This is a genomic window from Stenotrophomonas sp. 96582_Sma (assembly GCF_056480905.1).
The window spans coordinates 274,720-300,782 of sequence record NZ_CM151122.1; the positions used below are offsets into that span (position 1 = coordinate 274,720).

At 67.8% G+C, this 26,063-nt stretch carries 27 protein-coding genes; 11 read left to right on the forward strand and 16 right to left on the reverse strand.

The window, feature by feature from the left end:
• Positions 1-37 precede the first annotated feature (37 nt).
• Complete coding sequence (locus tag ACZK2R_RS01225; RefSeq protein WP_180838485.1) at positions 38-1,291, reverse strand: efflux RND transporter periplasmic adaptor subunit; 1,254 nt, start codon at positions 1,289-1,291, stop codon at positions 38-40.
• Positions 1,292-1,493: 202 nt separating this feature from the next.
• Here ACZK2R_RS01225 and ACZK2R_RS01230 point away from each other — a divergent pair, with 202 nt between their 5' ends.
• The 4 genes from ACZK2R_RS01230 to ACZK2R_RS01245 are packed head-to-tail and all read left to right on the forward strand — an operon-like array spanning position 1,494 to position 4,983.
• Positions 1,494-2,390: an ABC transporter ATP-binding protein gene (locus ACZK2R_RS01230; RefSeq protein ID WP_125894894.1), complete on the forward strand. Its 897-nt coding sequence runs from the start codon at positions 1,494-1,496 to the stop codon at positions 2,388-2,390.
• The gene (locus ACZK2R_RS01235; protein ID WP_180838486.1) at positions 2,387-3,163 is read left to right on the forward strand and encodes an ABC transporter permease; all 777 of its coding nucleotides are present in this window, start codon (positions 2,387-2,389) and stop codon (positions 3,161-3,163) included. The genes ACZK2R_RS01230 and ACZK2R_RS01235 overlap by 4 nt, the downstream gene beginning before the upstream one ends.
• Positions 3,164-3,169: 6 nt before the next feature.
• Positions 3,170-4,384, forward strand: a complete 1,215-nt coding sequence (locus ACZK2R_RS01240; protein ID WP_180838487.1) for a sensor histidine kinase — start codon at positions 3,170-3,172, stop codon at positions 4,382-4,384.
• Positions 4,381-4,983 (forward strand): response regulator transcription factor, encoded by a 603-nt coding sequence (locus ACZK2R_RS01245; protein WP_005407733.1) that lies wholly within the window; start codon positions 4,381-4,383, stop codon positions 4,981-4,983. The genes ACZK2R_RS01240 and ACZK2R_RS01245 overlap by 4 nt, the downstream gene beginning before the upstream one ends.
• Positions 4,984-5,612: 629 nt before the next feature.
• Here ACZK2R_RS01245 and ACZK2R_RS01250 read toward each other — a convergent pair.
• The 9 genes from ACZK2R_RS01250 to ACZK2R_RS01290 all read right to left on the reverse strand — a co-directional run bounded on the left by ACZK2R_RS01250 (position 5,613) and on the right by ACZK2R_RS01290 (position 13,527).
• Positions 5,613-6,149 (reverse strand): cytochrome b, encoded by a 537-nt coding sequence (locus tag ACZK2R_RS01250; protein ID WP_032128165.1) that lies wholly within the window; start codon positions 6,147-6,149, stop codon positions 5,613-5,615.
• Positions 6,146-7,249, reverse strand: coding sequence for a catalase family peroxidase (locus ACZK2R_RS01255; RefSeq protein WP_180838488.1), 1,104 nt, complete (start codon positions 7,247-7,249; stop codon positions 6,146-6,148). Before ACZK2R_RS01255 ends, ACZK2R_RS01250 begins: the two co-directional genes overlap by 4 nt.
• Before the next feature lie 135 nt (positions 7,250-7,384).
• Complete coding sequence (locus ACZK2R_RS01260) at positions 7,385-8,752, reverse strand: leucyl aminopeptidase family protein (protein WP_125894884.1); 1,368 nt, start codon at positions 8,750-8,752, stop codon at positions 7,385-7,387.
• A 3-nt stretch (positions 8,753-8,755) separates the two neighbouring features.
• A complete protein-coding gene (locus ACZK2R_RS01265; RefSeq protein ID WP_180838489.1) occupies positions 8,756-9,475 on the reverse strand; it encodes an HAD family hydrolase in 720 nt (239 codons plus the stop codon).
• 31 nt (positions 9,476-9,506) lie between these two features.
• On the reverse strand, positions 9,507-10,616 hold the full coding sequence (locus ACZK2R_RS01270; RefSeq protein WP_032128161.1) for an AI-2E family transporter: 1,110 nt from the start codon (positions 10,614-10,616) through the stop codon (positions 9,507-9,509).
• A 67-nt stretch (positions 10,617-10,683) separates the two neighbouring features.
• Positions 10,684-11,151 (reverse strand): protein sip-5, encoded by a 468-nt coding sequence (locus ACZK2R_RS01275; protein WP_071229379.1) that lies wholly within the window; start codon positions 11,149-11,151, stop codon positions 10,684-10,686.
• A complete protein-coding gene (locus ACZK2R_RS01280; protein ID WP_049398102.1) occupies positions 11,148-11,618 on the reverse strand; it encodes a phage holin family protein in 471 nt (156 codons plus the stop codon). The genes ACZK2R_RS01275 and ACZK2R_RS01280 overlap by 4 nt, the downstream gene beginning before the upstream one ends.
• Before the next feature lie 8 nt (positions 11,619-11,626).
• Positions 11,627-11,992 (reverse strand): hypothetical protein, encoded by a 366-nt coding sequence (locus ACZK2R_RS01285; protein WP_032128158.1) that lies wholly within the window; start codon positions 11,990-11,992, stop codon positions 11,627-11,629.
• A gap of 101 nt (positions 11,993-12,093) precedes the next feature.
• Complete coding sequence (locus ACZK2R_RS01290; RefSeq protein WP_049421476.1) at positions 12,094-13,527, reverse strand: Do family serine endopeptidase; 1,434 nt, start codon at positions 13,525-13,527, stop codon at positions 12,094-12,096.
• Positions 13,528-14,018: 491 nt separating this feature from the next.
• On the opposite strand from ACZK2R_RS01290, the gene ACZK2R_RS01295 reads away from it, so the two are divergent.
• Positions 14,019-14,912, forward strand: coding sequence for a histone (locus ACZK2R_RS01295; RefSeq protein WP_180838490.1), 894 nt, complete (start codon positions 14,019-14,021; stop codon positions 14,910-14,912).
• 107 nt (positions 14,913-15,019) lie between these two features.
• Entirely contained in the window at positions 15,020-15,712 is a 693-nt protein-coding gene (locus ACZK2R_RS01300; protein WP_125894880.1) for a hypothetical protein, read from the forward strand.
• A gap of 15 nt (positions 15,713-15,727) precedes the next feature.
• Here ACZK2R_RS01300 and ACZK2R_RS01305 read toward each other — a convergent pair whose 3' ends face one another.
• Complete coding sequence (locus ACZK2R_RS01305) at positions 15,728-16,087, reverse strand: DUF1428 domain-containing protein (protein WP_005407745.1); 360 nt, start codon at positions 16,085-16,087, stop codon at positions 15,728-15,730.
• Positions 16,088-16,178: 91 nt separating this feature from the next.
• The gene (locus tag ACZK2R_RS01310) at positions 16,179-18,581 is read right to left on the reverse strand and encodes a S9 family peptidase (RefSeq protein WP_180838491.1); all 2,403 of its coding nucleotides are present in this window, start codon (positions 18,579-18,581) and stop codon (positions 16,179-16,181) included.
• A gap of 210 nt (positions 18,582-18,791) precedes the next feature.
• Here ACZK2R_RS01310 and ACZK2R_RS01315 point away from each other — a divergent pair, with 210 nt between their 5' ends.
• Both ACZK2R_RS01315 and ACZK2R_RS01320 read left to right on the forward strand, forming a co-directional pair.
• Positions 18,792-19,364, forward strand: coding sequence for an OmpO family porin (locus tag ACZK2R_RS01315; protein WP_032130335.1), 573 nt, complete (start codon positions 18,792-18,794; stop codon positions 19,362-19,364).
• A gap of 190 nt (positions 19,365-19,554) precedes the next feature.
• Entirely contained in the window at positions 19,555-20,226 is a 672-nt protein-coding gene (locus ACZK2R_RS01320; RefSeq protein WP_180838492.1) for a response regulator transcription factor, read from the forward strand.
• 7 nt (positions 20,227-20,233) lie between these two features.
• Here ACZK2R_RS01320 and ACZK2R_RS01325 read toward each other — a convergent pair whose 3' ends face one another.
• Complete coding sequence (locus tag ACZK2R_RS01325) at positions 20,234-20,623, reverse strand: DUF6165 family protein (RefSeq protein WP_032130333.1); 390 nt, start codon at positions 20,621-20,623, stop codon at positions 20,234-20,236.
• Between the two features lie 178 nt (positions 20,624-20,801).
• Here ACZK2R_RS01325 and ACZK2R_RS01330 point away from each other — a divergent pair, with 178 nt between their 5' ends.
• Positions 20,802-21,500: a TorF family putative porin gene (locus ACZK2R_RS01330; protein ID WP_100470168.1), complete on the forward strand. Its 699-nt coding sequence runs from the start codon at positions 20,802-20,804 to the stop codon at positions 21,498-21,500.
• Here the strand turns inward: ACZK2R_RS01330 and ACZK2R_RS01335 are convergent.
• On the reverse strand, positions 21,497-22,645 hold the full coding sequence (locus ACZK2R_RS01335) for an MFS transporter (RefSeq protein WP_336684602.1): 1,149 nt from the start codon (positions 22,643-22,645) through the stop codon (positions 21,497-21,499). The two genes, ACZK2R_RS01330 and ACZK2R_RS01335, sit on opposite strands and share 4 nt — an antisense overlap.
• 143 nt (positions 22,646-22,788) lie before the next feature.
• On the opposite strand from ACZK2R_RS01335, the gene ACZK2R_RS01340 reads away from it, so the two are divergent.
• Positions 22,789-23,676: a LysR family transcriptional regulator gene (locus tag ACZK2R_RS01340; protein WP_149909351.1), complete on the forward strand. Its 888-nt coding sequence runs from the start codon at positions 22,789-22,791 to the stop codon at positions 23,674-23,676.
• On the opposite strand, the gene ACZK2R_RS01345 is transcribed toward ACZK2R_RS01340, so the two are convergent.
• A complete protein-coding gene (locus tag ACZK2R_RS01345) occupies positions 23,645-24,112 on the reverse strand; it encodes a YehS family protein (protein ID WP_005411992.1) in 468 nt (155 codons plus the stop codon). The two genes, ACZK2R_RS01340 and ACZK2R_RS01345, sit on opposite strands and share 32 nt — an antisense overlap.
• A gap of 117 nt (positions 24,113-24,229) precedes the next feature.
• Here ACZK2R_RS01345 and ACZK2R_RS01350 point away from each other — a divergent pair, with 117 nt between their 5' ends.
• A complete protein-coding gene (locus ACZK2R_RS01350; protein WP_019337645.1) occupies positions 24,230-24,982 on the forward strand; it encodes an SDR family NAD(P)-dependent oxidoreductase in 753 nt (250 codons plus the stop codon).
• A 155-nt stretch (positions 24,983-25,137) separates the two neighbouring features.
• Here the strand turns inward: ACZK2R_RS01350 and ACZK2R_RS01355 are convergent, their stop codons facing one another.
• Complete coding sequence (locus tag ACZK2R_RS01355) at positions 25,138-26,043, reverse strand: SPOR domain-containing protein (RefSeq protein ID WP_049399052.1); 906 nt, start codon at positions 26,041-26,043, stop codon at positions 25,138-25,140.
• Between the last annotated feature and the right edge of the window lie 20 nt (positions 26,044-26,063).

Sequence of the window (26,063 nt, forward strand, 5' to 3'; positions counted from 1 at the left end):
AGCGGTGTTGCCGGCAGCGCCCGCAGGCGCCAGGCCGTTACTGCGCTTGTTTCTGTTGCACCTTGGCGCCATCGCGCAGGGTGTCGGGCGGGTTCACCACCACCGATTCACCCGCGCTCACGCCCTTGAGGATCTGGCGGTCCTTGCCCATCGCCTGGCCGGCCTCGACCGTGCGCTGCTGTACGCGGTTCTCATCACCCAGCACGAAGGCCACCGAGGCGCTCTCGCGCTGCACCACGGCGCCCGCCGGCACGCGCACGCCCTGCGGCTTGGCGGCCGCCTGCGGCTGCGCCTGCTCCAGGAAGCTGACGCGCACGCCCATCTCCGGCACGATGCGCGGGTCTTTCACCTTCAGCGCCACGCGCACTTTCACCGTGGCCTTGCCGCGGTCGGCGGTGGGGATGATGGCGATCACCTCGCCGGGAATCTTCCATTCCGGGTAGGCATTGAGCGTGGCTTCCACCGGCATCTTCGGCTGCACGCGGCCGATGAAGGCTTCGCCGACCTCGACTTCGATCTCCAGCGAGTCCATGTCGACGATGGTGCCGATACCGGTGCGGGTAAAGCCGCCGCCGGCCGACAGCGGCGAAACGATTTCGCCGGGCTGCGCAGCCTTGGCGGTGACCACGCCGGAGAACGGCGCGCGCACGATGTTGTTGTCCACGCCCAGGTCGGCGATGGCCAGCTGGTCGTTGGCCACCTTGACGTTGCGCTGTGCGGTGTCCAGCTGTGCCCGCAGGCTGTCGCGCTGGGCCACCGCCTGGTCGTACTGCGAGCGCGACACCAGCTGCTGGCCGACCAGTGCCTGCAGGCGGCTGGCTTCGGCGGCGGCCTGCTTCTGCTGTGCCTCCAGACCGGCCACCTGGCTGCGTGCGGCCTGCAGCTGCGAGGCATACAGGCTGCGCTGCGCGTCGGCATCGATCGGGTCCAGCGTGGCCATGATCTGGCCCTGCTCCACGCGCATGCCTTCCTCGATCATCACTTCACGCACCTTGCCGGTGATCTTGGCCGAGACCGTGGCCATGCGCCGCGCAACTACATAGCCGCTGGCGTCGAGCACCGAACTGCTGGCGCTGCCCTGCTGGATGGCCACCGCTGGCGCGGTTTCCACGTCCACCGCTGGCGTACGCCCGAACAGGGCGAAAGCGACAGCGGCCAGCAGCAACACGACCACGATGATCGCGATCCACAGCCAGCGGCGGCCACCACCACTGCCACTCCCTCCGGAGGCGGGCGGCGGGGACTTGCGGTCGATACGGAGTTCCTTCAACAGCTCGGCAGAAGCGTTCATTCGTTCCATCACAGACGTTCGGGCGGGTGTGGCCGGAAGAGCGGACGGCGGCGGTTCCGGCGGTGGAGCGTGCGGCACAGCATGAAGGCAGGCACAGCGATGACGGCAGTGACAGCTGTCACCCGATGACACTGACGGCGGCAACTGCGAAATGTGACCACGGCGGCACAGGATGGAAACATCCCCGCTACCGGTACCGCCCATGGATCCGATCGCCCCGTCGCTGGCCCGCCTGCAGCAGGTGCAGGTGCGTTACCGCGACCATACCGCCCTGCATGGCATCGACCTGCAGGTCCGCGCTGGCCAGGTGCTGGCGCTGCTGGGCCGCAACGGTGCCGGCAAGAGTACCGCGATCAGCGTGTTGTTGGGCCTGCGCCGCGCCGATGGCGGGCAGGTCGAACTGCTCGGCGGCGACCCGCAGCAGCGCGCCAGCCGTATCGGCCTGGGCGTGATGCTGCAGAGCACCAGCCTGCCGCCGATGCTGCAGGTGGACGAACTGGTGGCGCAGGCCAGCGCCTGCTATCCCGACCCGATGCCGTTGCAGGAGGTGCTGCAGCGTGCTGGCCTGCAGGCGCTCGCGCGCCGCCGCTACGGCCAGCTGTCAGGTGGCCAGCAGCGCGCCGTGCAGTTCGCCATCGCGCTGTGTGGCCGCCCGCGCGTGCTGTTCCTGGACGAGCCCACCACCGGCCTGGACATCCAGGCGCGGCAGGCGATGTGGCAGGCGATCCGGCAGCTGGTGGCCGAAGGCTGTGGTGTGCTGCTGACCACCCATTACCTGGAGGAAGCCGAAGCGCTGGCGCAGCAGGTGGTGGTGCTGGAGCAGGGCCGGGTACTGGCCGACGCGCCGCTGAGCGAGCTGCGCCTGGCCGATCGGCCGCGCCGCATCCGCTGCCGCAGCGGGTTGCCCATTGCGGACGTGCAGCAGTGGCCGGGCGTGCAGGAGGTGCAGCGCGACGGCGAGCACCTGCAGCTGCTGGCGAGCCCGGCCGAGCCTGTGGTGGCGCGCCTGCTGGCCGCCGATGCGCAGCTGCGCGAACTGGAAGTACAGGGCGCGGCGCTGGCCGACGCCTTCCTCGACATGACCCGGGAGGCCGCATGAACACCCTTGTCCGTACCACCGGATTGCCGCTGCCTGCATGGCGACAGGCACTACGTCCGTACCGCGCCGAGCTGATGGCCGAACTGCGCCGCGCCTGGCGCACGCCGGCGTTCGCGGTGCCCTCGCTGCTGTTCCCGGTGCTGTTCTACCTGCTGTTCGGCGTGCTGCTGGGGCGCGGTCATGCGCCGTTGTACCTGTTGGCCACCTACTGCGTGTTCGGCGCGATGGCCCCGGCCCTGTTCGGCTTCGGCGTGCAGTTGGCGCTGGATCGTGAAGGCGGCCTGCTGACTCTCAAGCGCGCGCTGCCGATGCCGGCGGCGGCACCGCTGCTGGCACGGCTGGCGATGGCGGTGATGTTCGCGCTGCTGGTGGCGTTGCTGCTGATCGGCGTCGCGCGCGTGCTCGGTGGCGTGCAGCTGCAGGCGTTTCAGATGGTGCAGCTGCTGGCGGTGGCGGGCCTGGCGGCGCTGCCGCTGGGGGCGATTGGCCTGCTGATCGGCAGCCATGTCAGTGCCAGCGCGGCACCGGCGATGGTCAATCTGGTCTACCTGCCGCTGGCCCTGTTGTCGGGCCTGTGGCTGCCGTTGTCTGTGCTGCCCACGCTGTTCTCGACGATGGCCCCACTGTGGCCGACCTGGCATCTGGCGCAGCTGGCGCTGCCGGTGGTCGGGCTGCCGTCGGTGGGCAGCCTCGCCGGCCACCTGCTGGTGCTGCTGGCGGTCACGGTGGTGGCGCTGCTGCTGGCGCGCCGTCGCCTGCGCCGGATCGGCTGAACTGGCATGATCGGCAGCGATCGTCCCCGCCTGGATTCTCCCGTGTCGTCGAGCTGGCTTGCGTCCCTGCTGCGCCCTGCGCCGGATTCGGCCGTGGCCGAACTGCTGCGACGTGGCAAGTCGCCCTGGAGCGGAGCGATCCACCTGCTGTGGTCGGTATGGATTTTCCTCACCCCGGTGCTGGGGAACGGCTTCACCCTGCGCTGGCTGTTGCTGACCCTGGTCAGCTATCCGCTGTTCCTGCTGCTCTATGCCAGGGTGATGCTGTCGCCACGGCACCATGGGTGGCGCTATGCGCTGGGCATGATCGTGATGGCCCTGGTACTGCTGCCCTGGTACCCCTCGGGACTGAGCTACTTCGTGTTCGGCTGCGTGATGATCCGCATGAGCGGGCGCAGCAGCTGGTGGGCGTACCTGCTGCAGCTGACCGCGCTGAACCTGCTGTTCTGCGGCACCGCGCTGTACTTCGGCTATCCGTGGCAGGCCATGGTGTGGATGCCGGCGGTGTCGTTCATCGTCGGGCTGGTGGTGAACGTGGAGGCCCTGAGCCAGCAGCGCGACGTTGCCCTGCAGCTGTCGCAGGACGAGGTGCGGCGACTGGCCACCACCGCCGAGCGCGAGCGTATCGGCCGCGACCTGCATGATCTGCTGGGGCACACGCTGTCGCTGATCACGCTGAAGCTGGAGCTGGCACGCAAGCTCTACGATCGCGATGACGCGCGTGCACGGCAGGAGATCGGCGAGGCCGAGGACATTGCACGCGAAGCGCTGGCACAGGTGCGCAGTGCAGTGACCGGCATCCGCGCCAGCGACCTTGCTGGCGAGCTGGCATCGGCGCGCCTGCTGCTGGAATGCCAGCAGGTACATCTGCAGTACACGGCGCCACCTGCGATGCCGGTGGAGGTGGAGCGCGGGCTGGCGTTGGTGTTGCGCGAGGCGGCGACCAACATCGTGCGCCATGCGCAGGCGACCCGGGTGCAGGTGGATTTCATGCTTGAGGAACGACAGTTGGCGATGCAGATACGCGATGACGGCCGTGGCGGCGTGCAGGCCGAGGGCAATGGGTTGAGTGGCATGCGTGAGCGGGCCGCAGCACTGGGTGGCCAGTTGACGCTGCAGTCGCCGCGCGGGGCGGGCACCGTGCTGACGGTACGCGTGCCGTTGATGGCCGCGACCACGCCGCTGTCGCCCACGTCGTTGGCGCAGGACGGTGTCGCATGATCCGCATCCTGCTGGCCGAAGACCAGGCCATGGTGCGCGGTGCGTTGTCGGCGCTGCTCGGCCTGGAGCCGGACATCGAAGTGCTGGGCAGTGCTGCCGATGGCGAGGCCGCGTGGCGGATGCTGCAGCAGCTGCAGCCGGACATTCTGGTCACCGACATCGAGATGCCTGGCTTGTCCGGTCTGGAACTGGCGCAGCGCATCGCCCGCCACGAACTGCCGATCAAGGTGGTGATCGTGACCACCTTCGCCCGCGCCGGTTTCCTGCGTCGCGCGCTGGAGGCGGGGGTGCTGGGCTACCTGCTGAAGGACGCACCGGCCGAGAACCTGGCCGATGCCCTGCGCAAGGTGAAGCAGGGCATTCGTGCGATCGATCCGCAGTTGGCGCTGGATGCATGGTCGCAGGCCGATCCGCTCACCGACCGCGAGCGCCGCGTGCTGCGGCTGGCGGGCGAGGGCCGTACCGCCAGCGAGATCGCAGAGCAGCTGGGGTTGTCGCACGGCACGGTGCGCAACTACCTGTCCGAGTGCATCGGCAAGCTGGGCGTGGCCAATCGGATCGAGGCGTATCGGCTGGCGCGGCAGAAGGGGTGGTTGTAGCGGATCATTTCCGCGACCGCGGAGGGGTGTCACTTTCTTTGCTCGTGCACCACGCTGCAGGAGCAGCGTGGAACGGCGTAGCCGGCCCGCAGGGTGGCGCACATGGATGTGCGCCATCAAGAAAGTAACCAAAGAAACGCGCCGCCGGCCGCGAGCCGGCGCGCTTCGCACGCCGGTGCCCTGCGCTCCTCGGTCCGGCGAGGGACGGTGCGGGAACTCGCTGCGCTCAGACACCCGCACCTCTTCGCCCTCGCCGGACCTGCGGTGCTCGGCTCGCTCAAGGCGGACTTGAAGGGCAAGATCAACAGCTAGAGCATCCACGCATGGCGTGGATCTACTGGGTGCAGCTGTGGCATTTGACCTTGGGTCCGCCTTGAGCGAGCCGAGCATCGCAGGTGAATCAGGGGCGAAGAGGCGCCGGTGTCTGAGCGCAGCGAGTTCGGCGCCGTCCCCTGGTTCACCGAGAAGCACAGGGCACCGGTGCGCAGCACCGGCTCGCGACCTGGCGGCGTGTTTCTTTGGTTACTTTCTTTGCACGAGCAAAGAAAGCGACACCTCTCCGCAGGCGCGGAAATGATCCGCCGGGCATGGCCCGGCGCTATCCATGCGTGGGCGCAGGTGGAACCCGCTCAATCCTTCCCGCGCGCCATCGCCTGGAACACGCCATCACGGCGCACCCACAGGTGGAACAGCGCCGCACCCACATGCATCAGCACCGTGGCGAACAACACATACGCCAGCAGGCTATGCGCGTTACGCAACGCGGCATACAGCGCCGGGGTGTGCGGCACGATCGGCGGCAGGTGCAGGCCGCCCCACAGCACGATCGGATAACCGCCGGCCGACAGCATCGCCCAGCCGATCAGCGGCATCGCCAGCATCAGTGCATACAGCATCCAGTGCGAGGCCTTGGCCGCCATCGCCTGCCATACGGGAAGATCCGCCGGCAACGGCGGCGGGCGATGGCGCAGCCGGTTGTACAGGCGCAACAGCACCAGTACGCCGATGGCGATGCCCAGCGGGCGGTGCAGGTCGATCAGCATCGGCCGCAGGTGCAGCGAGGCGACCATGGTCACGCCGATGAACAGCATGGCGATGATCATCAGTGCCATGGACCAGTGCAGCACGCGCGCGAGCAGGTTGAAGTGGCCGTTGCCGGTGCTCATCGTGCGGCCTCCTTCGGTTGCTCGACGTTGCCGGTGGCGCGCTCGCGTTCGCGGCGGTTGAAGGACTGCGAGTACACGGCGGAGCGGGCCGCCAGGATCGGATCGTCACTGCCACGCACGCCACTGGGCAGGATCAGCGGATCGAAGTTGATCTGGCCGCACGCGCCCTGTTCCTGCGACTGCATGCGGTCCAGGCTGAGTACGCCGGCCACCACCTGATCACGCGACTCGGGCCACGGCACTGAAGGATCATCGATGGCATCGCCGGGCTCGGCGGTGGTCACGACCAGGTTCCAGCGCACCGGGCCGCTGGCCAGGCGCTGCTGCAGTTCCTGGCTGAGGAAATCGACGCTGGCCTGCTTGCGGGTTTCCGCATCCATCTCGACCACCGGCGCCTGCGGCTGCCAGCGCCAGCGCACCGCGCGTTTCTGGCCCTGCGCGTTGGTGAACCAGAAGCTGTTGACGCTGTTGAAGGTGGTGTCAGCCCAGCTGCTGGTCCACGGCGCGGTCTTGGCCCACTGCTGGAACGCTTGTGCACTGGGGTATTTCGCCAGCACCGCGGCCATTTTCTGCGGGTCGGGCTTGCCGGTGGCCGGGTCCGGGATGGAGGCGCGCGTCTGCGCGTAGAACGCCTCGGCGTTGGGCACGGCGAAGAACGGGAAGCTGTTCATCGCCATCCGCCATTCCTGGCCGTCATCGCTGACCATCTGCACCGCGAGGCTGCGCACGCGTGCGGTGTTGTCGGCGCCGTACGGGTCGCCGCCGCCGATCGACAGGCGGCCCATCACCGGCACGCGGCGCTGCGAGAACACGCGGGCGCTGGACAGGGTGGGGGCCTGCGCACTGGGTTCGAACCAACCGCTTACACACACGCCCTTGCTGTGCGCACGGCGGAAGCCCGGATGGGCCGGGCCGGTGGCCTCGATGGTGTCGGTGAAGCGCTGCGCGGTCAGGCGGCCGCCAATCCAGCCGGCCAACCAGGCGAAGGCCAGCGCCACCGCACCCAGAATGAGTGCGATCAGTGCGATCCAGAGCAGGGGGGAATGCTTGCGCGGCGCGCCCGGTGTCTGGCCGGCGCGGGTGTAGCGGAAGAGCGACATGGTCGGAGTCCTGCCTTCACGGAGCGTGTGGGTGGTCGACCCACACATCCTCGCAGAACCCTTCCAGGCCCGGTATTCAATTTTTCGTCAAGTTTGCCGGGGACGGCGTGCCGACCAAGGTCGGCACTCACCCGATCAGCTGTAGCGCTGCTTCAGCATCGCCCACGCCGAACGCAGCGCCAGTGCTTCACCGCCAGCCGGCCGGCCCGGGCGTTCGCCGTCGTTCCAGGCATACACGTCCAGATGCGCCCAGCGCTGGCCGTCTTCCAGGAAGCGTTCCAGGTACAGCGCGGCGGTGACCGAGCCGGCCATGCGCGAACCGGCGTTGGCCAGGTCGGCGATGCCGCTGCTCAGGTAACGCAGGTAGGGGCGCCACAGCGGCATGCGCCAGACCGGGTCGCGGGTCGCGTCGCCGGCCTGCAGCCACTGCTGCGCCACGCTGTCGTCGTTGCTGAAGAGCGCCGGCAGGTCCGGGCCCAGCGCGATGCGCGCGGCGCCGGTGAGGGTGGCGAAGTCCAGCACCAGGTCCGGTTTCTGTTCGCTGGCGAAGGTCAGCGCATCGCACAGGATCACGCGGCCTTCGGCGTCGGTGTTGTCGATCTCCACGCTCAGGCCCTTGCGGGTGGCGATCACTTCGCCCGGGCGGAAGGCATCGGGGCCGATCGCGTTTTCCACCGCCGGCACCAGCAGGGTCAGGCGCACCGGCAGGCCGCGCGCCATCACCAGGCCTGCCAGGGCCAGTGCATGCGCGGCACCGCCCATGTCCTTCTTCATGTTGCGCATGCCGTCGGCCGGTTTGATGTCCAGGCCGCCGGTATCGAAGCACACGCCCTTGCCGACCAGCACCAGTGCCGGATCGGTGTCCTTGCCCCAGCGCAGCACGACCAGGCGCGGAGCGCGGTGCGAGGCGCGGCCGACGGCATGGATGGCCGGGAAGTTCTGCTTCAGCAGTTCATCGCCGGTGATCGCCTCGACCTGCGCACCGTGCGCATCGGCCAGCGCGCGCGCGGCGTCTTCCAGCTGCTGCGGACCCATGTCTTCGGTCGGGGTGTTGACCCAGTCGCGCACGCGCAGGCTGGCGGCGATCAGGTCGGCCACTTCGCCGGTCGGCTCAGCCACCAGGCGTGCCGGTGCACGGTGGCGCTTGCGGTAGCGATCGAAGCGGTAGCTGCCCAGGCCCCAGCCCAGCTGCAGCAGCGCCAGTTCGGCGGCCGGCAGTTCGCTGGACAGCTGCCACACGCTGCCTTCCGGCAGGGCATGCGGGGCATGCGAGTAGCTGTAGGCATCGCCACGATCACCCACGCCGATCACCGCACCGGCCAGGCCATCGGCGCCGGGCAGCAACGCCGTGGTGAAGGCACCGGCGGTGAAGCCCTGCGACGCCAGCCATGCCTGGGTGGCGGCCGGCTGGCCGTCCTTCCAGGACGCGAACTGCTCGCGGTCCAGCACGTACAGCGGCAGTGCTGCGGCGGTGTCGGCAGTGAAACCAGTGATCTCGCTCATGCGTCAGGTACTCCGGGGTGCGGCAGCGTCGAGGTTGGCATCCAACCAGTCGGCCAGGCCGGTGAGGGTGTCGAACTGCAGGTCCGGCTGCAGCTGCGGATGGGTCCAGGTGGCTGCTTCGCGGTTGATCCAGCAGCCGCGCAGGCCGGCGGCGATCGCCCCGGCCACGTCCATTTCGGCGTGGTCGCCGACGTGCAGTACCTGTGCCGGCGCAACACCCAGGCGGGTGCAGGCGGCGTGGAAGATGCTCGCCTCCGGCTTGGCCGCGCCGTGTTCGCGCGCGCCCAGCTGGAAGGCGAAATGATGGGCCAGGCCGATCCGCTCCAGATCGGCATTGCCGTTGCTCAGCGCCGCCACCGGCACTCGCGCGGCAATCCGCGCCAGTGCGTCGATCGCATCGGGGTAGCACTCGACCTGGTTGCGCGCGGCGAAGAACACGTCATACGCCGGCTCCAGCAGATCCAGGCTGGCACCACTGGTGTGCAGCGCTTCGTGCAGGGTCAGCCGGCGCAGTGCGCTCAGGTCGTGATGGAGGTGCGGATGGGCGTGGTACAGGCGCTCGCGCAGTTCGCGCATCGCCGCCACCGGATACATCTCGGCCGTGACGGGGCTGTGTTCACGCATCCACGCGTGCAGGACCAGGTCGATGCGGGCGCCGATCGGAGCGAACGGCCACAGCGTGTCGTCAAGGTCGAGGGTAATGGCTTGGACGGGGAAATTCACCCCGCCATTCTACCCCTGCCCGCGCGGGCTTTCATTCCAGCAGACGCGCCCAGCCCTGCATCCCGTCCAGCCGCGCCAGCACCAGCTTGATGCAGACCAGCAGCGGCACCGCCAGCAGCAGCCCGATCATGCCCCAGGCCCAGCCGAACACCATCAGCGCAAGGATCAGCACCAGTGGCGACAGTTTCATGCGACGGCCCAGCACGATCGGGGTCACCATCTGCCCTTCCAGGGTGTGCAGGCCCAGGTAGGCGGCGGCCGGCAGCAGGGCCTGCAGCGGGTCGCGGAATTCCACGAAGCCCATCAGCAGCATCAGCGCCACGCCGATCAACGGACCCACATACGGAGCGAAATTCAGCAGTGCGGCCACCGTGCCCCACAGCAACGCTTCCTGCAGGCCGATGCCGAGCAGCATCAGTACGCCGGCGAACACCAGCCCGACCAGGGTGTTGATCACGCTGATGGTCAGCACATAGCGCGACACCTCGCGCTCGATCGAACGCAGGATGTCACTGGTGAAGCGCTGCTGCTGACGGTTCGGGAACAAGGCGATCGCCGCGCGTTGCAGGCTCTGCCCGTAGATCATGAAGAACAGGGTCAGCAGCACCACCGCCAGCACCGAGGCGGCCAGCCGCGGCGCACGGGTCAACATGCGGTACGGGTCATCGAGCTGGGCGCGGATCACCTGCACCTTGCGGTTGCTGTCACCGCCGGCGACGCGGGCGAAGTTCTCCGCGGCCTGGTTGGCCTGCTGCACCGGCTTGGTCAGGTCCTGCACCTGGCGGGCGATCTTGCGCAGCTGCTGCGGTGCTTCCTGTGCCCATTCCATTGCCGGGCCGATCAACTGCACCGCCAGCGAACCGGTCACGCCCAGGCCCGCGCCGAGGATCAGCAGAGCGCCCAGCGCACGCGGAATCCACAGCTTCTGCAGCAGGCGCAGGATCGGATTGCCGACCAGTGCGAAGAACATCGCCAGCAGCACCGGCAGGATGATGTCCTGTGCCGCCCACAGTGTGTAGCCCACCGCCAGGGTCGCCAGCACCACCAGCGACATCGGTCCGCGCGGACGCGACGGTGGCGGCAACGGGGCGTCGGGCTGTTCGGGGCCGGCCGGTGACGGGGACAGGAGGGACTCGCTCATCGACGCACCAACCGGGAAGGGGAGCGCATTATCCGCCGGCCGCGATCGGCGCGGCGGATTCCATGGATCAACGTTCGGACAGCTCGGTAGCCGCTTCGGCCGGACGCGGTCCGCGCAGGTCCGGTTCCGGTTCTGGCTCCGGCACGGAACGTGGAGCCGGTGCCGGCCGTGGCTCGGCAGCGGAGGCCGCCGCCTGTGCCTGTTCGCTGGCTTCGTCGGCTTCCTCAGCCGCGTCGTCGGCAGTGGCTGCGGCCTGCGCCGCCATCGCCGTGGCGAACGCCGCCTGTGCACTGGCGAACAGGTTCGAGACCGAACCCACCATCTGCAGCCAGCGGGCACCGTTGACCTTGCCCGGCACTTCCAGCTTGCCGGCGATGAAGCCACCGGCCAGGCCGACCACCACGATGCGCAGCGGCGACCAGCCCTTTCGCCAGACGTCGCTGAGCGTGGACCAGTGGTCCTGGGTTTCGCCCAGGCGCACGGTCACCACCTGTTCGCAGCGTTTCACACGCCGTTGCAGCGCGCCGAACTTCATGGCTTGCCCTCGGGCAGCTGCACTTCGGCATCGGGATCGTCTTCGCTGGGTTCGTCGAACAGGCCCAGGCGTGACAGCTGGCGCCGGGTAGCGTGCATGCCAGTGTGGTGGAAGAAGTAGGACACCCGCCAGATCGCATAACCGGTGACGGCCAGGCTCAGCAGCGAGGTGATCAGCAGCGCCTGCAGCCAGCTCAGGCCCCAGCTCTGCAGCAGGGCGATGAGGGTGGCGGCCATCAGCAGCCAGGCCGAGGCACCGAACACGATCGCCACGCCGGCCCAGGCCAGCGCGCGACCGAATGCACTACGCGCCAGCGCGAAGTCGGCCGAGGCCAACCGGCGCAGCGAGCGCAGCGTGTGCTTGGCAGAATCGGCAGCGGCACGACCGGCCGCGCCGACCTGGCGGATGCTCTCATCCAGCGGCGGGGTAGCCGCCGGATCAGGCGCTTGCGCGTTGTCTTCGCTCACGCCGCGGCTTACTTGTCGCTGCTGCCGCGGGCCAGCTTGGCGATGATCCAGCCGGCAGCGAAGGCGACACCGAACGAGGCCAGCGGACGTTCACGGATCAGCTCAGCGGCGCTGTCGATCAGGTCCTTGCCCTTGTCCATCAGTGCGTCGACCTGTTCCTTGGCGGCTGCACCACCAAACTCGGCGGCGGCCAGGCCGGACAGCGCGCTGTCGGACAGTTCAGCCTTGACGTTGGCCTTGCCGATGCGCAGTTCGTCGCCGGCTGCGCCGGTTGCACCCTTGATCGCACCGCCGGCGGCCGACGCGGCCTGCTTCAGGTGGGAACCGGCTTCACCCAGGTGTTCCTTCAGGTTCTCGGTATTGGTGGGGCTCATCGAATCACTCCTGTTGCGATGGGGGAACGGGAGTCGGCGGTGCCGACCTGGACTGACAGCAATAGCATTGCCGGGGTATAGGGGGTGTTACGGCAGGGCGATCAGCGCATCACGAGCTGGCCCTGCTGCTGGCCATTGTTGCGCAGCACGCGTATCACCAGGGTCGGCGGGCGCTGCTGGAAGTTGGCGCGCCAGCTGGCCAGGTCGGCGAATTCGCCCACGGTGGCATCGGTGATGATGTCGCCCTGCTGCAGGCCGTTGGTGGCCGCGCGGCTGCCGCGCTTGACCTCGCTGACCAGCACGCCACCGACACCGGACTGGCGCAGCGACTCGGGCAGGTCGACGAAGGTGGCCCCGGTCAGGCGCGGGTCCAGGCTCTCGCCGGTGACCGCGCGCGCCTGTTCCTTCAAGGTTGCCTTGATCTGCAGCGGCTTGCCCTCGCGGCGCACGTCCAGCGTCAGCGTGCTGCCGACCGCCGCCAGGCCTTCCACGTTGTGCAGGGCTTCTGCGCTGTCCACGCGCTGGCCGTTGGCCGAAACCACCACGTCGCCCGGCTTCAGTCCGGCGGTCGCAGCGGCCGAACCGGCCAGCACGCGGGTGATCAGTGCGCCACGGGTTTCACCCAGGCCCAGGCCCTGCGCGATCTGCGCGGTCAGGTTCTGGCTCTCCACGCCCAGCGTGCCGCGCACCACTACGCCGTGCTTGACCAGCTGGTCGACCACGCTGCGCGCCAGGTTGGAGGGGATCGCCAGGCCCAGGCCGATGTTGCCGGCCATGCTGCCCTGCGGGTTGAAGCTGGCGGTATTGATGCCGACCAGCTGGCCCTGCAGGTCGACCAGCGCGCCACCGGAGTTGCCCGGGTTGATCGACGCATCGGTCTGGATGAAGTTCTGGTAGCCCAGCCCGCGGATGCCGCTGCGGCCCACCGCCGAGACGATGCCGGAGGTGACCGTCTGGCTGAAACCGAACGGGTTGCCGATGGCCACCACGAAGTCACCGACCCGAAGCTGGTCGCTGTTGCCGAGCTTGATGTCGGTCAGGTTCTGCGCCGGGATGCGGATCAGCGCGATGTCGGTATCGCGGTCCGAACCGAGGAACTCGGCCTTGACCGTGCGCCCGTCGGCCAGTGTCACCTGCACGTCATCGGCGTTGTCGATGACGTGGTGGTTGGTCAGCACCAGGCCCTCCTTGGCGTCGATGATCACGCCCGAGCCCAGCGATTCGTTGATGCGTTCCTGCGGGATGTCCGGGAACAGGCGGCGGAAGAACGGATCGTTGAAGAAGGGGTTGCGCACGCGCACCACCTGCTTGGTGTTGACGCTGACCACGGCCGGCATCGCCTTCTCCAGCATCGGTGCCAGCGACGGCACCGCCTGTCCGGCCACCGAGGCCGGCAATGCCGCCGTGGTCGGCAGTACCGCAGGCAGCGGCGCGGCGTCGGCGCGGTTGTCCAGGTGGGCATTGATGCCGGTGGCAACGAAGCCACCGAAGGCGGCGGCGATTGCGAGCGTGAGCAGGGTGGGAAGCGGTCGCATGGGAGTCGGTTCGCTGGCGTGGGTGGGGGCGGTTCGGCCCTACGGTAAAACAAGCTGAATGAGTGTGTCGCGATCTGGATAAATGCGCCATGAAAACCGGGCGCCCGGAACGCGGGTCGGCGTCGCCATCTGTGGGGCGGTGGCGACAACGTCGGGCGTGCTTCGCAATGTGCCGACGTCTGCCGAAGCGCGTGTGGATACAGGCTGATACTTGCGCAGTTCTGCGCATCCTGGTGCCGCGATGCGCCATATCGCATGCCTTTCGCAGCACTCTGGCAGGTGCGCGCAGGCAGCACCTGCCGCTACCCGCACCGTGCGGCGCAGCACTGAAAAAAAGGGGTTTCCTGTCAACCCACTGTGCTCGAGAGGGTGCTGGGCTACACCATTACCGTCGCAGCAGATGCGATTGCGGGCGCATGCCCCGTTCCACGATCGTCAATGTCGGTATAGCATCGCCCCGTTTTGATACTTAAGGCCCGCAGGAGGGCAACATGAGCAACGGTAATGGTGTGTCGGTCGTGACCGACGCCGTCGAGAACGTCAAAGAAACCGCCACCAACGTTGGCGAGACCATCGCCCACGCTGCCGAAGACGCAGTGAAGTCGGTCAAGAAGACCGTCAAGCGCGCCACCAAGGCTGCCGGCACCCGCGTTGCCAAGGCCAAGAAGGCCGTGGCGAAGGTCGAGAAGACCGTTGCCAAGAAGGCCGAGAAGGCTGCCAAGTCGGTCGGCAAGACTGTTGCCAACGCCAAGAAGAAGCTGGAAGCCGCCAAGAAGAACGCCAAGGCCGAAGCCGCTGCCCTGAAGAAGGAAGTGGCCAAGAAGAAGGCGGCTGCAGGCAAGGCCGTGACCAAGAAGGCCGCCGCTGCCAAGAAGACCACCAAGGCTGCCACCAAGGCTGCTGGCAAGAAGGTCGCTACCGTGAAGAAGACTGCCACCAAGAAGGCCGCCGTCGCGAAGAAGACCGTTGCCAAGAAGACCGCGGCCGCCAAGAAGGTTGTCGGCAAGAAGGTCGCCACCGCCAAGAAGGCCGTGGCCAAGAAGACCGTCGCCGCCAAGAAGGTCGCTGGCAAGAAGGCCGTGGCTGCGAAGAAGGTTGTCGGCAAGAAGGTTGCCGCTACCAAGAAGGTCGCCACCAGGAAGACCGCGGCCGCCAAGAAGGTTGTCGGCAAGAAGGCTGCTGTCGCCAAGAAGGCCGTCGGCAAGAAGACCGCTGCTGCCAAGAAGGTTGTCGGCAAGAAGACCGCCGTTGCCAAGAAGGCGGTGGGCAAGAAGGTTGCCGCCACCCGCAAGACGGTCGCCAAGAAGGCTGCGCCGCTGAAGAAGGTCGCCGCCAAGAAGGCTCCGGCCAAGAAGGCCGTGCGCAAGGTCGCCAAGCGCAAGTAATCGCGCCGTGACCGAAGGCCCTGCCACCCAACGGGTGGTGGGGCCTTTCGCGTTTCTGGGGCACGGTCTGGGGCAAGATGCAGGTTCTTCCTGCAGGAGCCCCGGGCATGCGTGGTATCGACTTCAGTTCCTGGCAGGGCGTGCTGTCCACGTTGGCCGGCCTGGTCCTGATCACCCTGCTGGGCGTGGGCATCCGCCTGCTGGTGATGCAGACCCTGCAACAGCGCCGCGAGCGCGAGAACCGGCAGATCAACGAACGGCTGCGCACGCTGATGGCGGCCTACAAGACCTTGGGCGGGTCGTTCACTGGCGAACTGGGTGTGGATCCCAGCCATCGCCGCGACCTGCGCCAGCGCGAAGATGCCGAAGGCATCGCCGAACCCCGCTCGGATCGCGCGCGCCGCATCCGCGATGCGGTTGAAGCGGCACTGTCGGACATCCTGTTGCTGGGCACCGACGAGCAGGTGCGGCTGGCCGCGCGTGCGGCCAACGAACTGGCACAGGGGCGGCCGGTGCACCTCCACGAACTGGTGGTCTCGCTGCGCGACTTCGTGCGCGAAGCGCTGGATCTGGCGCCGATTCCGACCGACCTGCAGATTCCACCGCAGGGCCCGACCCGGCCCGCTGCCAGTGGCGGTGGCAAGGGCCGCAACGATGGCGATGCCAAGGGCGGTCGTGCGGGTGGTGGCGGTGGCGGCGGTGGCGGAATGGGGGCCGGAATGGGCGGCATGGGCCTCGGCGCCGGCGCCGCACTGGGCGCCGGCCATGCCTCCGCCAGCGATGAGACGGACGCGCGCTGAGCACGTCCGCCCGGTTCAGCGCGTCAGCTCGTAGATCGGCACGAACCCACCGTAGATCATCCGCGCGCCGTCGAACGGCATCGGATTCGTCGCCGGATCAAACCGCGGGTCTTCCATCATCTTCTTCATGCCGGCGTCGCGGGTCGGCTTGTCTGGCCATTCGATCCAGGAAAACACGACCGTCTCATCCGGCGTGGCTTTCACCGCGCCGAAGAAGTCGGTGGTCTTGCCGTGCGGTACGTCGTCACCCCAGCACTCGACCACGCGCAGCGCGCCGTATTCGATGAAAACGGGATCCCCTGTGCGTGCATGGGCGAGGAACTTCTCCTTGTTGGCGGTGGGCACCGCCAGGACGAAACCATCGATGTAGCTCATTGCCTGCCTCCGGATGGACCGTGCCGCATGCACGGCCTTCAAGTACCCGACGAACCAGGGCGCCGTGGATCGACATCCTGTGTGCGCCCGTTCAGCCCGGGCCACCGGGCAGCGGCGCCAGCACCGTCTCCGGTGGCTGCTGGCCGGCCAGGTGGTGCACGAAGTAGTCCCACATGCGGTGCGTGTAGGTGGCGTCGTTGCGGAACAGTTCGTGGTCCTGCCGGGCCAGGTACAGCAGGTCGTAGCTGCGCTGGGCCTTGTTCAGGGCGGCGGCCAGCTGCAGGGTCAGCGCCGGCGGCGCGTTCTCGTCCAGTTCGCCATAGACCAGCATCAGATGCCCACGCAGGTTGCCGGCCAACGCTGCATTGTCGAGTCCGGCAAACGGCGCCGGCACGCCATCGGCCAGGGGTGTTGGTGGCAGCACGCCACCGAACAGCCGGTCCATGCCGTGCAATGCACCGCCGTACATGCCCTGGAAATTGTGGCTGCCGGCCGAGGCCACGCCCACCTTGTAGAACGCCGGATAGCGCAGCAGGGCGCGCGCTGCACTGTAACCACCGAACGAATGCCCGTAGATGCCGACCCGCTGCAGGTCGATGCCCCGGTAGCGTTCGCCCAGCTGGCGCAGCGCAGCCACATGGTCATCCAGCTGCACATCTGCCCCGTGCAGGAAGCTGCTGTCATGGAACGCCTTGTCGCGGCCACCGGTGCCGCGCGCGTCGATGCTGACCACCACGAAGCCCAGTTCGGCCAGGCTGGCGCGTGACACCGGATTCAAGGCGGACACCGCCTCGGCGTAGGTCACCGGCGCATTGCTGACGAAGGAGCCACCGTACATCGCGTCGATCACCGGAAAGCGGCCGTCATCGCGATAGTCGCGGGGCAGGTAGACGGTGGCGAAGATCGGCGTTCGCCCATCGGCGGCCAGCAGCCGCTCGCGCCGTGGGGGGCGCCAGCCGGCAGCAACGATCGCGCTGTTATCGGCTGTTTCCAGCACCATCACTTCACGGCCGTCATCGCTGGCCCGCAGCACGGTGCGTGGTGGCTGGTCGAGACGGGAAACGGTATCCACCAGATAGCCACCGCCAGGCGACAGCGCCTGGGGGGCGCGCCCGCCGAACAACGCGCCGGTGCCGGCATCGGCCAGATGGTCGTTGCCATCGGCGGCCAGGCGCTGGACCGGTCCACCCTGCAGCGATACACGGTACAGGCCGCGTACGTAGGGGTCGCCACCGTCGACGCCGCCGGCGCTGAAGTACGCCCAGCCACCCGCAGCGTCCACGCCCAGCAGGTCGCGCACCGCCCATTGGCCGCGGGTGAGCTGGCGCAGCACCTTGCCGTCGGACAGGCGGACCCGGTACAGATGGCCCCAGCCATCGCGCTGCGAGAACCACACCGCCGTGTCCTGGCCGGGCAGGATGGCCACCGCTGGCCGGTTGTAGGAATACACGTTGAGCTGCAGCCGGGTGTTGCTGGCTTCTTCAAGAACGGTGCGCACTGCACCGCTGTTGGCATCGATCTCCAGCAGGCGCAGCCTGCGCGGTGCGCCGAAGTGCGCGATCACGGCATACAACCGGTCGCCGTCCCAGCCGAGTACGCCGGCTTCGCTGAGGGTGTTCCAGCCTTCCGGCAAGGCGATGTCATGCTGCTGGCCGTTGCGGGTGTCGACCACATACAGGCTGTCGCGCACCTGCCGGGTGTCACCCAGCAGCCCCAGCTTCACCGTATGCACGCGCGGCCGCGCGCTGTTGGCCGGGCTGCTTTCCAGATAGGGGTAGTCCTGCAGCGCGCGTTCGTCGTAGCGGATGCCGGCCACGTAGCGGCCATCCGGTGACCAGCCGACCGCGAACGGCCGCGTCGGCATCCGGCCCTGGCGGCGTGGAATGCCGCGCAGGGTGAAGTCCGGCAGCACGCCATAGCCATGATTGGATTCACCGCCGCTGGTCAGCGCTCGTGCTGCCGTTCCGGGCGAGTGCAGCCACAGGTTGTGATCGCGTACCTGCAGCCAGGCATCACCGCCGGGCGATGGCAGTGCATCGGCCGCTGGCGCTGCATCCTGCGAAGGCACGCACTGCAGGCGTGGCCATTGACAGCTGATCGCCGCCTCGCCGTTGAACTGCAGGCGCAGGCCTCCATCCAGTACCTGCACGTTGTTCAAGCGCAGGCGTGGTCCGCTGGCTCCGAGAGGTGCAACCGCAGCGTCCAGCGCATCGGGTTCGAACAGGATCTGGCGTGTGGCCTGGACTGGATCGACCAGTACCGCTTGGCGCCGGCCCTGCGTGGTTTCGCGTTCGTACCAGAAGCGCCCATCGGCCAGCCAGTGGGGCAGCACCGAAGCATTGCGCAGCGCACCGCGAAGGTGACTGTCATGCACGCGTTCGGCGCGCTGGTAGTCAGCGGCCTGCAGTGCGTGCGCAGCGTGGGTCGGAAACAGGGCAGCGCATGCCAGGAGCGCGGCGCGAACAGGTACCAGCGGCGGATCGGAAACGTACAAGGCAACCTCCTGTTGCAATCGACGACGAATCACAAATGCACGCGCGCCGCGCGCGTATGCCAGAGACAGCCTGAATCAAGGCAAAAAATTCAGCAATGCGAAGACCGCTGTTTTCAGGGAGCGTTGTGGCGAATAACGGAGAATTTACATTCCCGATGCGATGGCGCCCTGGCGCTGCTGCACACCATAAGAAAGTAAAGGTGTACCCCCATGAAGAATTCGCTGATTGCTCTGGCCCTGGCCGCTGCCCTGCCGTTCACCGCCTCGGCTGCTGAGAACCTGTCGTACAACTACGCCGAAGCCGACTACGCCAAGACCGACATCGACGCGTTCAAGGCCGACGGCTGGGGCGTGAAGGGTTCGTACGGCTTCCTGCCGAACTTCCACGCTTTCGGTGAGTACAGCCGCCAGGAAATCGACCACACCAACATCAAGCTGGACCAGTGGAAGATCGGCGCCGGCTACAACGTTGAAATCGCCCCGACCACCGACTTCGTTGCCCGCGTTGCTTACCAGAAGCGCGACCAGAAGCACGGCCTGGACTTCAATGGCTACAGCGCTGAAGCCGGTATCCGCACCGCCTTCGGTGCCCACGCCGAAGTCTACGGCATGGTCGGCTACGAAGATTTCTCGAAGAAGCACGGCATCAATCCGGAAGGCCAGTGGTACGGCCGCCTGGGTGGTCAGGTCAAGCTGAACCAGAACTGGGGCCTGAATGGCGAGCTGAAGATGAACCGCGACGGCGACAAGGAATACACCGTCGGCCCGCGCTTCAGCTGGTAATTGCTTCCTCGGCGCGCCTGCGCGCCGAAGATGCCTCGACAGGCCCGGCCCATGCCGGGCCTGTTGCGTTTCCGGCTGGGCAAACGCTACCTGACCGTGTCGCGGCGGAAGGGCGGCATTGCAACGAATTGGATTCCGCAGGCGTCGGCTGCGCCCTAGGGTGAGTGGCCTGTTCTGCAGGAATGCAACGATGCCCACGTTTCCGTCGCCCCGCGATTCTCCCTGCCGCCTCTTGCTGCTGGATCCACACCCGCTGTTGCGGCATGGCGTGCAGGAAGTCCTGGCCCGGCAGGCGGGCCTGCAGGTCGATGGAAGCTACGGCCGCAGCGGTGATCTGCTGCAGCGCCTGCAGCAGCAGGCGGCCGCGATCGATCTGCTGCTGGTCGACGCCTTGCCGATCGGTGACAGCGGCGAAGGCCTGGAACTGCTGCGGCACCTATCACGCCACTGGCCGGCAGTGCCGATCCTGGTGCTGACCGCACACTGCAACGCGGGTGTCATGTCCTTGGCCTTGCAGGCCGGTGCGCGCGGATTCCTGTCCAAGGCCTGCGCGCCGCAGATGCTGCTGCGGGCAGTGAGCGTGGTTGCCCGTGGCGGGCGCTTCGTGCCGCCGGATCTGCGTGCACAGTTGAACCAGTCCCGTCGGCAGCGCCAGCAGTCCATGCGTTCACCACGGTTGAGTACCCGCGAGCGCACCGTCCTGCAGTGGGTGCTGCGTGGTTGCAGCACCGGCGAGATGGCACGCCGCAGTGGGCGTGCAGCCAGCACCATCAGCACGCAGAAGCGAGCGGCGTACCGCAAGCTGGGCATCCGCAACGATGGCGAGCTGTTCCGCTTCCGCCATCTGATCGACGCTGATTGAGGTGGCGTTACTCGCCCTGGTACTGCTTTTCTTCCACCAGGGCCGAACCGGCCACGCGGTTGATCTCGTTCTTCACCTGCACGCGCTCGCCATTGGTGCCATAGACACCACGCGCCAACTGGATGAAGGCATCGTCGAACACCTGGGCCGCTTCCTTGTCGCGCAGCTGGTCCTGGATGTCCCACATGCGCTCGTTGATCGCCTTCAGCTGCTGCTTCAGCACGGCCAGCGCCGGCTGAGCCTGCAGCTGCAGCTGCAGCAACGGCAGCAGGCCGTCCAGCTCGGTGCGCACGTTGCTCAGCTTGGCGGCATCGTCGATGCGCTCGGCCTTGATCTCGAGAATGGTGATCTTGTCGATCAGCTCGCCGATCGATACCGGAGTCAGGATGGCGTCCACGCGGTTGGTTCCTGGAAACAGGGCGCCATGATACCGCGCTGCTGGCATGTGGCCCCGGTCCGCGGGATTTACGCCGAATTTGCGCCACGGGCCCGGCAGCACCCTCGATCCGTTACGGCCACCGCCTCGACACTGCGGTCCCGGCGGCGTGACCGCCTTCGACGAGGAACACAGTGCAGTGAACAGCAAGGGGATGATGGCGGCAGTGGTGGCCGCCCTGGCAGGGCTGCTCGGCATCGGCACCGCCCAGGCGCAGGTGCAGGTGAGTGGCAGTGCCGCATTGACCAGCGATTACGTGTGGCGCGGCAGCTCGCAGAGCGACGGCGACCCGGCGGTGCAGGCCGGCGCGAAGGTCTCGATCCCATCGGGCTGGTACGCCAGCGTGTGGGGGTCCAACGTATCGTTCAAGCCGGACAACGGCGCGCGCAGCGAGTTCGACCTGGTGGCCGGTTGGAGTGGTGCACTGGCACCGGACTGGGCACTGGATGCCAACCTGACCCGCTACGTGTACCCGGGCACCGGCCGCGCGCTGGACTGGACCGAGCTCAACACCACCGTGACCTGGAAGCAGCGCGCCTGGCTGCAGCTGGCGCATTCCAACGACGCGCTGGCGGGCGGCCGTCGCGGCACCTACGCCCAGCTGGGTGTGCGGGTGCCGTTGCACGAACGGTTCCGCCTCGAAGCGGCGGTAGGCCAGTACTGGCTGGCCACCGCACAGGGGCCTGATTACCTGCATGGCCAGCTCAGTGCCATCGCCTCGCTGACCCCGGCATGGGAACTGCGCGCCACCGTGCATGACACCGACAACGCAGCGAAGCGGCTGTTTCCGGGCAATGCCGGCGGACGCTGGGAGCTGGCGCTGCAGGGCAGCTTCTAGTCAGTCACCGAAGCCTGGCGCGCGCGCAGCGCGCCGGGCAGCCACAGCAGCAGGGCGAGCATGGCCACCGCAGCACCGGCCACGCAGACGCCGGTCCAGCCGAAGCGCTGGTAGACCTGCGCCGACAGCAGCGAACCCAGCGAACCGCCGATGAAGTAGCCGGTCATGTAGCCGGCATTGAGGCGGTTGCGCGCTGCCGGTTGCAGTGCATAGATCAGGTTCTGGTTACTCACGTGCAGCAGCTGCGCGGCCAGGTCCAGCACCACCACGCCGACCAGCAGCGCCAGCAGCGAGTGTGCCGACAGCCCCAACGGCAGCCACGAGAGCAGCAACAGCATCAGTGCGATGGCAGTGGCACGTCCGGTCTGGCCACGATCGGACATGCGCCCGGCCAGGCCGGCCGCCAGCGTACCGGCGGCGCCGACCAGCCCGAACAGGCCGATGGTGGCATCGCTGTAGGCGTAGGGCGGTTGTGCCAGCAGGAACGCCAGCGGCGTCCAGAAGATCGCGAACATGGCGAAGCTGCAGGCGCCCAGCAGGGTGCGCTGGCGCAGCACCGGCTCCTGCACGAACAGCACGCCGATCGAGCGCAGCAATGCGAAATAGCCGAGGCCGGCGCTGTGGTGGAATCGCGGCAGGCCGCGCTGCAGCGCCAGTGCGGTCAGCACCAGGGTGCCGGCGGCGATCGCATACACCAGGCGCCAGTCGCCCAGGCTGGAAAGCAGGCCGGCCACGGTGCGTGCCAGCAGGATGCCCAGCAGCAGGCCACTCATCAATGTGCCGACCACGCGGCCACGATGTTCCGGCGCGGCCAGCGTGGCCGCAAACGGCACCAGTACCTGCGCCACCACCGAGAACAGGCCGGTGATCGCGGTGCCGACCAGCAACCAGGTCAGCGACGGTGCACAGGCACTGATCACCAGCCCGCCTGCCGACAGCAGGCTCATCACCACGATCAGGCGGCGGCGTTCGAACAGGTCTCCCAGCGGCACCAGCAGGATCAGTCCGGCGGCATAGCTCAGCTGTGCGGCAGTGACCACCATGCCGACCTGGCCGAACGGCACACCGAAGGCATCGGCAATGGTGTGCAGCAATGGCTGCGCATAGTAGTTGCTGGCCACGGCCACGCCGGTAGCCACCGACATCAGCAGCACCTGCCAGCGGTGCAGAGGGGGGAGGGACGGACTCACGCGGTATTCCACAAAGCGGGATGCACAGTGTCCGCCTGCTGCGGCCATGATGGAAATGAATCATCATCATCCATGCCATCTGTAAACGAGATAGTTGGATGAATCTCAAGCAGCTCGAGTTTGCCGTCGCCCTGGCCGAAGAGGGCAATTTCACCCGCGCCGCAGAACGCTGCCACGTGGTGCAGTCCGCGTTGAGCCACCAGATTGCCTACCTGGAGCAGGAACTGGGTACGCCCCTGTTCGAGCGCCTGCCGCGGCAGGTGCGGGCCACCGCCGCCGGCGAGGCGCTGCTGGTGCATGCACGCCAGGTGCTGGCCAGCCTGCGCCACCTGCGTGCCGACGTGGCCGCCGTCACTGGCGAGGTGCGTGGCCTGTTGGCGATCGGGCAGATCTCCTCGCTGACCGACATCGATGTGGTGGCGATGCTGGCGGCCTTCCAGCAGGCGCACCCGCAGGTGGAGTTCCAGCTGCGGGTCGACAAGAGCGAGGACCTGATCGCGCAGGTGCAGTCGCGAGAGCTGGACGTGGCACTGGTCGGATTGGCGCCGTCGGCGGGGCTGGACGGGGTCTGCCACCAGATGCTGCAGGAAGAAGACCTGGTGGCGGTGCTGGCGCCATCGCACCGCTTGGCCCGGCGCAAGCGGCTGCCATTGACCGAACTGCAGGACGAGGCGCTGGTCGACTTTCCGCGCGGCACCGGTGCGCGGCGGCAGACCGACGATGCCTTCGCTGCCGCTGGCCTGCCGCACACGGTGCGCTTCGAGGTCAATCTGATGGAACTGATCGAGCGCTTCGTCCGCCATGGGCTGGCGGTTGGCATCGTGCCAGCGTTGATCGCCGACGGGTTCCAGGGGGTGGTACAGATTCCGCTGCAGCCGACCCCGACCCGCCGCGTGCACCTGGTCTGGCAGCGACTGCCGACACCGGCGGCGCGGGCGTTCGTCGAGGCCGTGCTCAGCCGCGCAGGCGCAGGCTCAGGCCCTTGAGGAAATTGCGCAGCATCTGGTCCAGGCAGCGCCGGTAGTTGGTGTGCCCGGGCTGGCGGAACAATGCGCCCACTTCCGACTTGGAGACGTTGAAACCGGCGCTGGCGAAGATCTCCATCAGATCGACGTCGCGCAGCTGGAAGGCCACGCGCAGCTTCTTCAGCACCAGGTTGTTGTCGATGCGGGTTTCCACCGCACGCTGCGGCTGGCTTTCGTCGCGACCGCGCAGGTGCACGATCAGGCCGTCGAGGAAGTGCGCCAGCGCGCTGTCGCTCATCGCCTCGAAACCGGCTTCGTCCTCGCGGCGCAGCCAGGCCTTCACCTGTTCCGGATCCACGGCGAAGGCCGGGTCGGCCATCTGGCACAGGGTCACCACGTGGTGGTCGCCCAGGTCCAGGGAGTAGCGCACGCTGCGCAGGACATCGTTGTTGATCATGGCCCCAATTGTACCGGTCACCCCGACAGGTGGGGCCGGATCTGGCCGATCAGGCAACGCAACCCCCGGCCGACGGTGCCAGAATGGGGGTCTGGTTTTTCCCCCTGGAGTTGCCTGATGACCCGCACTGTCCTGATTACCGGCGCCACGTCCGGCTTCGGCGCCGCCGCCGTCCACCGCTTCGCCCAGGCGGGCTGGAAGGTGATCGCCACCGGCCGCCGCGGCGAACGCCTGCAGCCGCTGGTCGAGCGCTACGGCAAGGACGTGGTGCATGCCGCCGCCTTCGACATCCGCGATCCGGTGGCGATGGAAGCGGCGCTGCTGGCACTGCCGCCGGCCTTTGGCGAGATCGATCTGCTGGTCAACAACGCCGGCCTGGCGCAGGGCACTGCGCCGGCACAGAGCGCCAAGTTGTCGGACTGGACCACGATGATCGACACCAACATCACCGCGCTGGTGACCCTGACCCACCGCCTGCTGCCGCAGCTGGTGGAGCGCAAGGGCGCAATCATCAACATTTCGTCGGTGGCCGGCGTCTACCCGTACCCGGGCGGCAATGCCTACGGTGGCACCAAGGCTTTCGTCAGCCAGTTCTCGCTCGGCCTGCGTTCGGACCTGCACGGCACCGGCGTGCGCGTGACCACGATCGAGCCGGGCATGGCCGAAACCGAGTTCACCGTGGTGCGTACCCATGGCGACCAGGCGGCGTCGGACAAGCTCTATACCGGCGCCAACCCGATGACCGCCGAAGACATCGCCGAACAGATCTTCTGGGTGGCCAGCCTGCCGCCGCACCTGAACATCAATCGCCTGGAACTGATGCCGGTCAGCCAGTCCTTCGCCGGTTTCCAGGTCGCCCGCGAAGGCTGACGTTCATTTGTAGAGTCGAGCCATGCTCGACTGCTCTTCGCCCTTTGTAGAGTCGAGCTTGCTCGACTGCTTTGAACGGCAGTCGAGCAAGCTCGACTCTACACAGACAAAAAAAAGCCGGGCTGTGCCCGGCTTTTTCATTCACTTCGGCAGACTCACTGTGCCTTGATCGCCATCGCCTGCAGGCCGGTGCCATCCAGCTTCTGCTTGGCTTCAGACAGTTCACCTGCACTGCCATACGGTCCCATGCGCACGCGGTACACGGTCTTGCCGTTGATCTGCGCCGATTCGACGCGTGCCGCCAGGCCCATCATCGCCAGCTTGGCCTTGGTCGCTTCGGCATCGCCGGAGGCACCGAACGCACCCGCCTGCAGGATGTAGCGGGCATTGTCGGCGGCAGCCGGTGCCGCAGCGGCGGGGGTAGTGGCCGCGGTCGGCGCGGTTTCCGCACGCGCTGCCGGAGTGGCGGCGGCGGTGCTGGTCGACGCCGTCGGCGTGCTGGCCGGAGGCGTTGCCGCAGCCGGTCGTTCGCTCAGCGGTGCCGGCAGCGGACGGCTGGTGGCGGTCACCGGCGCGGTGCTGGCCACGCTGGCGGTTGCCGTCGGTGCCGGCGCGGTAGCCGCTGGCGGCGGAACCGGCTTGCCTTCCAGTGCCGCCTGCGCGCGCTGCGCTTCGGCCTTGGCCCGGCGCTGGTCCTCGGCACGCGCGCTGGCAGCCAGTTCGGCGTCGGACATTTCAACTTCCTTGCCCGGCAGCAGGGTGTAGAAGTCGTACTGGGTGGCGGCCGGCTTTTCCGGTTCGGCCGGCTTCGGCGTGGCCGGCTGCGCGGCCGGCTGGGTGCCGACATCGCTGTCGGCATCAGCGACCGGGGCAGGCTGCGCGTTCGGGTTCGGCTGCGGACCGGCGCGAAGGAAGCCATCGCCTTCGCCCTTGAACAGGTTCGGCGCCGCCAGGAACACCACGGCCGCAATCGCCACGCCAGCGACCAGCCACACCCATCCGGGTGTGCCCTGGCTGCTGCTGTTGCGTCGTGCCTGGTTTTTGCCGCGTCGTGCTGCCATGTGTACTGCGTCTCCTGATG